Annotated in this window: 7 protein-coding genes; 5 read left to right on the top strand and 2 right to left on the bottom strand. The window is 69.9% G+C overall.

The genetic code is table 11. From position 1 onward, the window contains the following. The coding region (locus VHA72_RS13825; protein WP_325576176.1) for a DUF7927 domain-containing protein at nucleotides 1-2806 on the top strand (2806 nt) is incomplete at its 5' end. A gap of 2 nt (nucleotides 2807-2808) precedes the next feature. Beyond that, nucleotides 2809-3456, top strand: coding sequence for a class F sortase (locus VHA72_RS13830; RefSeq protein WP_325576178.1), 648 nt, complete (start codon nucleotides 2809-2811; stop codon nucleotides 3454-3456). 10 nt (nucleotides 3457-3466) lie between these two features. Here the strand turns inward: VHA72_RS13830 and VHA72_RS13835 are convergent, their stop codons facing one another. Beyond that, complete coding sequence (locus tag VHA72_RS13835; protein WP_325576180.1) at nucleotides 3467-5920, bottom strand: LuxR C-terminal-related transcriptional regulator; 2454 nt, start codon at nucleotides 5918-5920, stop codon at nucleotides 3467-3469. 468 nt (nucleotides 5921-6388) lie between these two features. Between VHA72_RS13835 and VHA72_RS13840 the strand changes: the two genes are divergently transcribed. From VHA72_RS13840 to rlmC, 3 genes are read left to right on the top strand one after another with little or no spacing between them, the layout of a single operon-like run. Beyond that, nucleotides 6389-7678, top strand: a complete 1290-nt coding sequence (locus VHA72_RS13840) for an aspartate aminotransferase type Ic (protein ID WP_325576182.1) — start codon at nucleotides 6389-6391, stop codon at nucleotides 7676-7678. Continuing rightward, nucleotides 7671-8681, top strand: coding sequence for an adenosine deaminase (locus VHA72_RS13845; RefSeq protein ID WP_325576184.1), 1011 nt, complete (start codon nucleotides 7671-7673; stop codon nucleotides 8679-8681). Before VHA72_RS13840 ends, VHA72_RS13845 begins: the two co-directional genes overlap by 8 nt. Beyond that, complete coding sequence (gene rlmC, locus VHA72_RS13850; RefSeq protein WP_325576186.1) at nucleotides 8678-9811, top strand: 23S rRNA (uracil(747)-C(5))-methyltransferase RlmC; 1134 nt, start codon at nucleotides 8678-8680, stop codon at nucleotides 9809-9811. Before VHA72_RS13845 ends, rlmC begins: the two co-directional genes overlap by 4 nt. A gap of 514 nt (nucleotides 9812-10325) precedes the next feature. Here the strand turns inward: rlmC and VHA72_RS13855 are convergent. Next, nucleotides 10326-11555, bottom strand: coding sequence for an IS256 family transposase (locus VHA72_RS13855; RefSeq protein ID WP_325576188.1), 1230 nt, complete (start codon nucleotides 11553-11555; stop codon nucleotides 10326-10328). Between the last annotated feature and the right edge of the window lie 740 nt (nucleotides 11556-12295).

The raw sequence follows: 12295 nt of genomic DNA on the forward strand, positions 1-12295 counted from the left end.
GGCACCGACAGGCGGCAGCGCCAACGACGACCCAGCCAACAACACCGCGGACAAGGTGTGGACGCGCGGCGGGTGGACGAACGCGTACCGCCCGGAGTTCAGCAACGTCCAGGTGCCGTCCTGGTGGAGCAACCAGTTCCGCGTCTCGCCTGGGACACTGGTCGATGGGACCACCAACCTCAATGTCGGCACCGCAGGTCATCCCGCGACGGATACCTTCTCGCAGTGCGTCATCATGGACACCAAATACGTGACTTTCCATGACGCCCAGTTCTCCTACAACTGGGCGTCGTACGAGCCAGACACCTTCATCCCTGGCTCGACCGTCGAGTACTACGTCGGCACGAATCAGTACGTCGATCCCAACAATGCCGGCTACGACCCCAACAGCTTCGCCTGTGCCGACGATCCCGGCGGCTGGACGACCACCGAACCGGCCGATCTCTCGACGGTGAAGGCGGTGCGCGTGTCGTACCCCTTCTCGGTAATCGACGGCTCCAACAACGCGCCTCTCATGGTGCACTTCACGATCAACCCGGACACCCCCATTGGCACAGACGTCTGGGAGTTCGGTGAGCTGGAGCACAATGGCGTCTGGGACCGACCAAGCCGCACGCTCGACGCGAACGGACCTGTTCCCACGCCCGGCAAGCGTTATCCGTACGTCGGCAGTGGACGCGACGTCCTCTACGTGATTGGCGCGACACCGGCCATCTCGAAGTCCGTCGACCGCACGACCGTCAGGCCGGGCACCCCGGCGACGTACACGCTGACCTACTCGGCGAACGGCTCCGGCGCGATCCCTGCCAAGATCGACAACTATCAAATCGTCGACACACTGCCCCCGGGGATGACCTACGTCTCGGGCTCGGCTCAGACCGCACCCAGCGTCTCGACCAACGGCGCCGGTCGACAGGTCCTGACCTGGAACCTTGATGCGGTCCCCACCAATACGTCGAACACGCTCACCTATCAGGCCGTGCCGGACACCACCGTGACGCCTGGCCAGGCGCTGACGAACTCGGTGACGGCCTCTGTCGACGGACAGACGAGCGCGCCGGCCACCGCGCAGGTGACTGTCTCGACGAACGGCTACACCACGATCGCGAAGACGGCCGACGAGCCGTTCATCCCGAACCTGGACGGCAACGGCAACGGCTCCGGGTCTTGGACGGTATCGCTCCGCTCCTTCGACCCGCTCCCGCAGCCCTACACCGACACCATCGACATCCTTCCCTACCGAGGTGACGGGCGCGGTACGGCGTACTCCGGCAGCTACACGCTCGGCACGGTGACAGCCGTCAACGGCGCCACGATCTACTGCACGACGCAGGACCCGTCGACGCTCAGCGACGACCCCGGCGATGCCGCCAACGGCACCTCCGGTGGCCCGGTGAGCAACATCTGGTCGACCACCTGTGGCCCCGATGCGACGGCGGTCCGGGTCATCGGGCCGGCGCTGGCGCCGGGAGCCGAGCAGCAGTTCACCGTTCCGGTGACCACACACGGCGCCAAGGGCGGCGACGTGCTGGTCAACCGGGCTCAGGGTCGGGCCGGGCACACGGAACTGGTGATGCGCACGTCGGCACCGATCACCGTGGCCAACTACTACTCCGCGGCATTGAAGAAGTACGTCCAGGACCGCGAGGGAGTGTGGCATGACGCCAACGATGCCGCCGACTACCCGACCTTCCAGTACGGCGACACCATCAACTACCGGGTGGTCCTGACCAACACCGGCCAGGGCACGCTGACCAACATCGACGTCAGCGACGACAAGCAACCGACCCTGGGTGCGTTCCACGTCGGCTCGCTCGAGCCCGGCAAGTCGGTCACCCACACCTACTCGATCGTCCTCGACAAGTCGACCGTCGGGACCGTGGTCAACACCGCGAGCGCGACCGCCGACACCCCGCCGGACTCGCACGTCCCGCCGACGATCCCGTCGGACCCCGGCGGGTTCCAGGTGGTCAACTACACCACCGTCAAGACCGCCAACCCCGCCAGCCACACGGCGGTGGAGCCCGGCCAGCGGATCACCTACACCATCAAGGTGACCCAAGCCGGACCGGCGCCGGCCCAGGCACAGTTCTCCGACGATCTGACCAAGATCCTGGATGACGCGCGCTATGACGGCGACGTCAAGGCGAGCCTCGGAACCGCCAGGATCCAGAGCAACCATCTCATCTGGAGCGGCACCGTGCCGGTGGGTGGCACCGCCACCGTCACCTACTCGGTGACGGTCAGGGGCGTCAACCACCTGGGGGACGCCGACCTGGTCAATCCGGTGACCTCCCCCGGCTGCGTGGTCAAGGCCGGCGAGACGCTCAACTGCGACACCGCGAATCCGGTTGGGCGCTACGACCTGGTGGTGCACAAGAAGGTCGTCGGATCGCACGTGGTGACGCTCGGCAACAGGGTGCACTACCAAATCAGGGTGAAGAACAACGGACCGGACGCGGCGACAGCCCCGATCACCCTGCGTGACCCGATGCCCCACGGTCTGCAGCTGAAGGCGGTCCACGGCCGTGGCTGGGACTGCACGGCGAAGAAGTCCACCGATGTGGCCAAGTGCACCTACGGCACCGCCCTCGCCGCCGGCCAGAAGGCTCCGCCGGTGACGGTGGTCGCCAAGACCACCAGAACCGCGCTCGGCCGGCACCTGAACAACGTCGCCACCATCGCCTCGGCGGGTGACACCGTCAAGTCCAACAACCACGACCACGCCAAGATCCGCGTGGCCCCCGAAGTGGCCCTGCCCAACACCGGCTTCCGCCGCTTTGTCCAAGACCGGGTGCTGCTCTGACCGTGAACCCGGCCAGCAGCTCCACCTCGACGCACCACCTACGGCGGGCCGCCCACATGGCCCTCGTCGCCGGGGCCGCGCTGAGCACCGTTCTCACGATGCTCAACGCGGCCCCGGCCGCTGCCACGACGGCGAGGACCGGAACGCCCTCGACCTGTCGGCGACAAGCCGAACAGGTCGTGGGCGAGTTCCGCCCCACCTCGCTCTCCAGCCGCCACGTCATCGGTGCCACCCGCATCCTGGCGCGGGGTCGCGACGCCCACGGCGTACCGCTGCCGCCGCCGCTCACCAATACCGGCAAGTGGGAGTTCGCGTGGGACCAGAAGTCTCACATCGGACCCGGCTCGCGGCACGGCGTCGTGCGGTTGACCGCCCACACCTACCCCAACTTCGCCGGTACGGCGCTCGGCAACCGGCTCCTCGCCCGCCTGCGGGTCGGCCAGGTGCTGGTGGTCTCGGGAACGCAGGGTCGTCAGCTCTGCTACCGGGTGACCCGCCGGGTCAGCGTTCGCGCGAACAAGTCGCAGTCGGCCTACTACGCCACCGGCGGGGCGCCGCGGCTGGCGATTCTGGTGTGCTCCGGTCGCCGCCGCGGGCCCGGCGACTGGACCAGGCGAACGATCTGGTTCGCCTCGCCGATCACGCAGTAGTCGCCGGCGATCAACCGTCCAGCAGCCCGAGCCGCTCGGCGACGAGCAGCGCCGCCGCCCGATCGTGCACGTCGAGCTTGGCGTAGAGCGAGACCAACTGCTTGCGCACCGTGTTCACCGACACGCTCAGTGACCGCGCCAGCGCAGCGGCGGTGTCGTGATGCCGGATCTGCCGCAACACCTCGCGCTCGCGCGGCGAGAGCTCGACCATCGCGGCCGGCTTCTCGTAGGGCCGACGCGTCCGCGCGACCGCCTCGGTGACGTCGGCGCCGAGCGTGACGCCGCTGAGGGCAAGCAGCTGTTCCAGCTGCTCGGTGCCCGGCGTGAGGTACGGCACCAGGATGCCTGTCTCCTCGCAGAGCACATGCGCCTGGCGGAACGTGGCGCCCGCCTCGGCCTCGCGGCCGAGGAGCAGTGCCGCGACGGCGGCGAGCATCAACAACTCCGCCCGGTCGCGCTCGGTGGAGGCGGTCCATGCACTCGCCGAGGCGATGCGGCGGGCGCGGGCCGGGTCCCCGATCATGAGGTGGAGCCGGGCCGCGGCGGGGCGCAACAGCGGCGGCGCTTCCAATCCGTCGCCGAGCAGCTGGTAGGCCTGGTTCACCTCGCCTATCGCGAGCAGCAGCTCGGCCCGCGAGCGGTCGAGGAGCGCACCGGCGATGCCCTCCCCCTGCTCCAGCTCGATCTGACGGATCTGCCGAACGTGGCTGACCCGGCTCAGCATCGCGAAGGGCGAGCCGAAGAGCAGCGCGTGCCTCGTCTGGAGCCAGACGTACGCCGGCCAGACGTCCCCATCACCGTGGTGGAGGGGGTCGACCAGAGCGGACGTCGCCGCCTCCTCGTCGAGGCGGTCGAGCGCGAGCGAGGCGCGCGCCATCTGCGCGGGTCCGCCCGCGAGGGCCTGCGCCCACCACCCCGAAGCCTCGATGGCGTCGTAGCGAACCAGCCAGCGGCGCGCGTCGCGGTTGGCCCCGCTGAGGGCGTGGCTGAGGGCGATGGCGGCCGCCGACTGTGCCCCGGTGGGGCTGGTCGGGCTGGTGTCGTAGGCCTTGACGAGCAGCGCGATACCCCTCTCCCGCTGACCGGCGAGCACCTTGGTCAGGCCCCACTGGAGCATGAACCATGACGACTGGACCGACCGCTTGGCCCAGGCCTCGCGGGAGCGGAGTCGGACCAGCTCCCGGTCGATCCTCGACGCCATCGCGAGCGCCTCGCGCAGCCGGCCCTCGTGGCGGAGGCCCAGCACCGCCGCGATCAGCCGCTCGATCCGGTCGCCGAGGCTCGACACCTCGGTGGGATGGCGCAGATAGTCCAGGCCGACCTGCCGGTAGTGCTGCAGGACGAACCGGCGACGGGCGTCCGGGTCGCCGACAGGTGTCTCGGCGACGGCGACAGCCAGCGCAGCCGGCAGGCGCAGTTCCGGGTGGCTGCGCAGGGCCGCGTCCGGCAGGTCGGCGTACGCCGCGGAGAAGTCGGCCGGCGTGAGGTCGAGGAGCTGCCAGGAACCCTCCAACCAGATCCGCGCGAGCAACGGCCAGTCCTGCCCCAGCCGCGCGTGCCCCAGGGCCGCAGCCGTTCCGTGCTGGCGCCGTGCGGACCTGATGACCCGGGCGATCACGCGGTGATCGGCCCGCGCCTGCTCGGGGCAGGCACGCTCATAGCCCTGCGCCAGGGCGCGACGCACCAGGGTCGGGAACCGCCACGCGGGAGCGTGACCCGCAGCGCGCCACAGCAGGCCGCTCCGTTCGAGCATCCGGATCGGGACGGCCGCCCATTCCTGTCCCTTGCCATCGGCGGCGATGTCGTCCCTGAGCAGCGCACCCGCGAGCGGCAGGTCCACGGTGTCGGCCAGGGAGAGCCGCCGCGCGATCCGCAGGGAGTCCTCGTCGCTGATGTGCGGAAGCACCGACCGCTCGAAGTAGTCGGTGGCCGCATGGACCGCGAAATCGTCGTCCCACGACGGCGTCGCGTCGAGGACCAGCCGGAGCGGGAGGATCCAGCCACCCACCAGGGCCACGAGCCGGTCGCGCTGCTCCGCTGTGAGGTCGTGGCCCCAGGCCGCGGCCCACTCGCGCACCTCGTCACCGGCGAGCGCCAGCTCCGCCCCGCGGATCACCTGGGTGTCGAGACCGTGCGCCGCCGCCGGCATGGTCAGGCACTGCTGGCCGTCGGAGCACGCGACCACGTAGAGATCGTTGCTCGCCGCGATGGCGCGCACCAGCACATCGGCCGCGTCGGGCGAGGTGAGGTGCTGCGCGTCGTCGAGCACGATCACCAGCGGCCTGCCGGCCCGCCGGTGTGCCAACTGCAGGACGGACCGGAGCACCTGGCGATGGTCGAGCTCGGGAGTCAGCCGGATCCACGCGGTCACGACGTCCCCGCGCCGCAACCGCCACGCCCAGTCCGCCACCAGCGTCGTCTTCCCGAAGCCGGGCAGGGCCTGGACGACTGTCAGTGGCGCCATCCGGTCAAGACGCCTCAACAGCGACCATCGAGGCACCATGTGCGCCGGCAGGCGAGGGACCGCCCAGCCACCGATCGCCGGAGCTCCCGGCATCATGACACCCGAGTCGCGAAACGGCTCGGGCGCTCCCTGGACCAGGACGTCCCGACCCACGTTGCTCACGGGCCTCGATCCCCCTCGTTGCCAACTGCGCGGACGGCGCCTCCGTCGGATGTACGCCGACGACGCCGACTCGATTCGAGCGACCGTCGCCGGCTGAGCACGCACAACCGCCGGATACGTCCAAAGAATGTTTAGCGCAGGCAGACGACGACCGATGCGGGCTGCATGGACCAATCGCGGACCATCTGGGGACCATGTGCTCGTCCCTGGAGGAGAACAGCAAGCGGGGCGCCGAGGTTACGGCCCGGTCGCCCGATCTCGCGGCGACCTTACGAGTCCACCCTCCGCGCTCGCGCGTGCGACGATATGCCCGTGACCGAGCAGCGCCGCCCCCTGTCCGACCTGAACGCCACCGAGCTCGCCGCGTTCAAGGCGCAGCAACAGGCAGCGTACGACGCCCTGGTGGCCTCGGGGCTCAGCCTCGACCTCACCCGTGGCAAGCCCTCGACCGAGCAGCTCGACCTCTCCGACGGGCTGCTGACGCTGCCCACCTCGGCGTACTCCCCCGACGGCACCGACACCCGCAACTACGGCAATCTGCTCGGCCTGGCGGAGCTGCGCGCCATCTTCGCCGAGCTGCTCGGGCTCGAGCTCGACCAACTCGCCGCGCAGGGCAACTCCAGCCTGACGCTGATGAAGGATGTGCTCAGCTACCTGTGGCTGCGCGGTGGCGTCGACTCGCCGCGACCGTGGGGCCAGGAGGAGAGGGTGCGGTTCGTCTGCCCGGTGCCGGGCTACGACCGGCACTTCGTGCTGCTGGAGTGGTTCGGCATCGAGACGGCGACGGTGCCGATGACCGACCAAGGGCCCGACGTCGACGCCGTGGCCGCCCTGGTCAAGGACGATCCGAGCATCAAGGGCATGTGGCTGGTACCGACGTACGCGAACCCAACCGGTCAGGTGACGACGCAGGAGGTCGCCGAACGGCTGGCCTCGATGCCGACCGCGGCGCCCGACTTCAAGATCTTCTGGGACAACGCCTACGCCTGGCACCACCTCACCCCCGCGGAGACCAAGAGCGCCGACATCGTGTCGCTGGCCGCGGTCGCCGGGCATCCGCACCGGCCGATCCTGTTCGCGTCGACCTCCAAGATCACCTACGCCGGCGCCGGCGTCTCGTTCGTGGGCGGCTCGCGGGAGACGTTGGCGTGGTTCGTCGACAACCTCAGCCACGGCGCGATCGGGCCGGACAAGGTCAACCAGCTGCGGCACCTGGAGTTCTTCAAGAACGCCCAGGGTGTGCGCGACCACATGGCCAAGCACCGCGAGCTGCTGGCGCCGAAGTTCGCCGAGGTCGACCGGATCCTCACCGAACGACTGGACGGGTACGGCGTGGCCACCTGGACCCGTCCGCAGGGCGGCTATTTCGTGTCTCTCGACGTGGTGCCGGGCACCGCGGCGAGGGTCATCGAGCTGGCCAGGAACGCGGGCGTCGCGCTGACGCCCGCGGGCTCGGCGTTCCCCGGCCGCAACGACCCGCAGGATCAGAACATCCGGCTGGCCCCCAGCTTCCCGCCGGTGGCCGACGTGACCGGCGCGATGGAGGCCGTGACGACCTGCGTGCTGCTGGCGGCCGCCGAGAAGCTCGGTGCGTGACCTCGCGCTCCTGCCCAAGGCGCATCTGCACCTGCACTTCACCGGGTCGATGCGGCACTCGACCCTGCTGGAGCTGGCCGAGCGCGACGGGCTGAGACTGCCCGAGCAACTGGTCGCGCACTGGCCGCCGGAGCTCTCCGCCGCCGACGAGAAGGGCTGGTTCCGCTTCCAGCGGCTCTACGACGTGGCACGATCGGTGCTGCGCACCCCCGGCGATGTGCGCCGGCTGGTGCGCGAGGCCGCCGAGGACGATGTCGCCGACGGCGGGCGCTGGCTGGAGATCCAGGTCGATCCCAGCGGGTACGCCGCCCGTTTCGGCGGCATCACGGCCTTCACCGAACTCGTCCTCGACGCGATCGCGGCCGCCTCGCGGGAGACCGGCCTGGGCATCGCACTGGTGATCGCCGCCAACCGCACCCGGCACCCGCTCGACGCGCGCACACTCGCCCGGCTGGCCGGTCAGTACGCCGGCCGTGGGGTGGTCGGCTTCGGACTCTCCAACGACGAGCGGCGCGGGTCGACGGTCGACTTCGCGCCGGCGTTCGCGATCGCCGAGCGGGCCGGGCTGCGGCTGGTCCCGCACGGCGGCGAACTGCGCGGACCCGAGCACATCGCGACGTGCGTCGACGCGCTCCACGCCCAGCGGCTCGGCCACGGCGTACGCGCCGCGGAGTCGCCGGCACTGCTGGCCCGACTGGCCGACTCGGGCGTCGCGCTGGAGGTCTGCCCAACGTCCAACGTCGCCCTCGGGGTCTACTCGTCCCTGGCCGAGGTGCCCCTGCCCACGCTGCTGGAGGCCGGCGCCACCGTCGCGCTCGGGGCCGACGACCCGGTGCTGTTCGGCTCGCGTCTGCTCGGCCAGTACGCCGCGATGCGCGCCGCCCACGACCTGTCCGATGGTGCGCTGGCGGAGTTGGCCCGGATGTCCGTGCGAGCCTCGTGCGCCCCCGACTCGACGAAGGCGTCGATCCTCGCCGATATCGACCGCTGGCTCGCGTCGTGAGGTGCGGCTACTTCGAGGCCGGGAGGTGCCGCTCGTGCACCTTCCTGGAGACTCCCTACGAGGAGCAGCTGGCGGCCAAGCGGGCGCGCGTGGAGGCGGCGCTGGCCGGACTTCCCGGGCGGCGAGGCGCCGAGCTGCGCTGGTCCGAGCCGGTGCGCTCGGCGGAGGAAGGCTTCCGCAACAAGGCCAAGATGGTCGTGGCGGGCACCGTCGAGTCGCCGACGCTGGGCATCCTCTCCCCCGACGGCCGCGGCATCGACCTGCGTGAGTGCGGGCTGCACAGCGCCGGGCTGCACGACGCGCTGCCGGCGCTGGCCGCGTTCGTCACCGAGGCCCGGCTGACGCCGTACTCCGTGCCCGAGCGCGCCGGCGAACTCAAGCACCTGATCGTGACCGAATCGCCCGAGGGCGAGCTGATGGTGCGGTTCGTGCTGCGCTCGCGGGAGGCGCTGGCCCGGCTGCGCACGCAGCTGCCCGGGCTGGTCGACGCGCTTCCGGTCGCGGTCGCGTCGGTCAACCTGCAGCCTGAGCACAAGGCGATCCTGGAGGGGCCCGAGGAGATCCCGCTGCACGGGAAGACGCTGCGGATGCGCGTCAACGACATCGACCTGCATCTGCGGCCGCAGTCGTTCTTCCAGACCAACACCGCCGTCGCGGCGGCGCTCTACCGCTCGGCCGTGGCGCTGGTGTCCGACATCGGGCCGGCGTCGGTATGGGATCTCTACTGCGGCGTCGGCGGCTTCGGGCTCCATGTGGCGGCACCCGGCCGGCAGGTCGTGGGCGTCGAGGTGAGCGAACAGGCGGTCGAGTCGGCGAGGACCTCGGCGGTGGAGATCGGCGTCGCCGGGTCGACGACGTGGGTCGCGGGTGATGCCACCTCGTGGGCTCTCGCGCGTACCGACGCGCCGGACCTGGTGATCGTCAACCCGCCCCGGCGTGGCGTCGGGCCACAACTGGCGGGCTGGCTGGAGTCGGCCGATGTCCCCCACGTTCTCTATTCCTCGTGCAATGTCGACTCGCTCGTTCGCGACCTGGCCGCGATGCCGTCGCTGCGCCCGGTCTCGGCGCGGCTGCTCGACATGTTCCCCCACACGGGCCACCACGAGGTGCTGGTCCACCTCGCGCGTTGAGCGATCGTCCTTCGCCCCGCCGGACGATCGTTCTTGCTCGCCGAACAATCGTCCGGAGATCCAAGGACGCATTGCTCGGATTGAACGATCGTCCGAGGACTCGACGGCCTCCCCCGTGAACTGAACGGTTGTCCAGATCCGACTGGCCGAGGTCGGCGAAATGAACAGTTGTCCAGCCATCCGGGTGGCTCGCCGGGTGGGGCTGAACAACCGTCCAGCGATCCGACTGCCCCCTCGGCGAAATGAACGGTTGTCCGGTGATCCAGAAGGTCGCCGGACGAATTGAACGGTCGTCCAGCGGCGCACGGGCGTTCGATTTGTAGGTGGCTCACCCCGGTTGCAGCACACACCTGTTCATCAGCCCAGCGCCCGGCCCGGTCCCCGGACAAGCGTTCATGGCCAGGGGAATACCACCCTGCCGCCGCGCAATCGTTCACTCCGCAGACGCCCGGCCCCGATCCCCGCACAGGCAGAGCCCCGCGGGGTGGTGGGCTTCGAGGTTGATCCTCGGTGCCTACTCGCCGCTGTCGATCGCGGCGATGAGACCAGTATCGCTGTCTGGGTAGAGCAGCGCCATGGATCCCTCGGACAGGTAGCGGCGGTCGCCGGCTTGCCACTCGTCGTGCATGTCGGCCAGGACGGCGCCGACGAGGCGGATCACTGAGGCGGGGTTGGGGAAGATCCCGACCACGCGGGAGCGGCGTTTGATCTCCTTGTTGACCCGCTCGAGCGGGTTGGTCGACCAGATCTTCTGCCAGTGGGCTCGGGGGAAGATTGTGAACGCGGTGACCTCGGCCTTCGCCTCGTCCATCAGTGGCCCGATCTTCGGGAACGACCGGGTGAGCTGGTCGCGGACCTCGTCCCAGGTCGCGCTGACCGCGGTGGCGTCGGGCTGGGCGAAGATCGTGCGGAACACCGCCGCGACCATGTCGCCGTGACTCTTGGGGACGTGGGCGAGCAGGTTGCGGGCGAAGTGGACCCGGCACCGCTGGTGTCCGGCACCCTGGAAGGACCGCTTCAACGCCTTGACCAGGCCGGCGTGCTGGTCGCTGATGACCAGCCGGACCCCGTGCAGGCCGCGCTGCTTGAGCGCGGTCAGGAAGCCGCGCCAGAACGTCTCGTCCTCGCTGTCGCCGACGTCGACGCCGAGGACCTCCCGCGAGCCATCGGCGGCGATCCCGGTCGCGACGACGACCGCCATCGAGGTGACTTGGCCGGTGGCGTTGCGGACGTTGAGGTAGGTCGCATCCAGGTAGACGTAGGGGAACTCGGTGTGCTCCAAGGGCCGGGTGCGGAACGCCCCGACGGTCTCGTCCAGGGCGGCGCAGATCCGCGAGACCTCGGACTTGCTGATCCCGGTGTCGGCGCCCATCGCCTCGACCAGGTCGTCGACCGAACGGGTGCTGACGCCGTGGACGTACGCCTCCATCACCACCGCATACAGCGCCTGATCGATCCGACGCCGCGGCTCCAAGATCGAGGGGAAGAACGACCCCTTGCGGAGCTTGGGGATCCGCAGCTCGACGTCGCCGGCCTTCGTGGTGAGCATCCGTGGCCGGTGCCCGTTGCGCTCGGTCACTCGATCCGGAGTCCGCTCGTAGGGTGCGGCGCCGATCCGCTCGGTCGCCTCGATCTCGATCAGTTCCTGCAACGCGACCCGCACCGAGTCACGGATCAGATCCACGCCATCACCGGCACGGAACGCCTCGAGCAGCTCAGACAGGGCAGACTGGGGTAGGGCCATCGGTGGACTCCTCTTCGATGTGTGCTTGGCCGTTCACACCGAAGATCTCGCCGATGGCCCCCTCAGCTACGGAGCCCCGCCGTCCTACCCCAAACCCCACCACTCCACGGGACGCTCACTCGCCTGCCTCCGTTGTGGCCCACCTCGCGCTCCGACCTGACGGATGTAACACCGCAGGCCCACTACAGGGTTAGAGCCGGAGATCTGCCAACACCCCGGCCCATTCCTTCCTCGGAAGGAGATCTCGACTTCATCACCCCCGCGCTGCGCGCTGCATCGCTTCTAGTCCTTTCCCGATGCCCGGCGCGGGGGCTTTTTCTCGGCACTTACCCGCACGTTCGCTTACCTGAAAGGAGGCCCGCCGTGGCCCTTCACTCCGTCATCTGCCCTGTCTGCGGCGCTGCCTTCGACGCTGCCCGCTCTGACGCTGAGGTCTGCTCCGGTCGCTGCCGGGCGAAGGCCTCTCGCGAGCGCCGCGCTCGCGCTCTCTCCGCCGAGGTCGAGCGAACGACTGCTCTCCTCGCTGCTCTCCGCGCCGCCGCGTCCCTGACCCCGGACGACTGATCCGGCGCAACCCCTCACCCCACCCACACACAGAAAGGCTGACCCGTGCTTACCCCTGACGCCCGCGCCGCTGCCGTCGAGACCGCCGAGCGCGCTGCCAACTCCGGACACTGGCAGGCCGCTACCGGCGCTCTCGTCGCCGACGTCCTCGACGGCCTGCGCTCTGAGATCGCCGC

Origin of the sequence: Nocardioides sp., assembly GCF_035547795.1 — a bacterium.
GTDB lineage: Bacteria > Actinomycetota > Actinomycetes > Propionibacteriales > Nocardioidaceae > Nocardioides.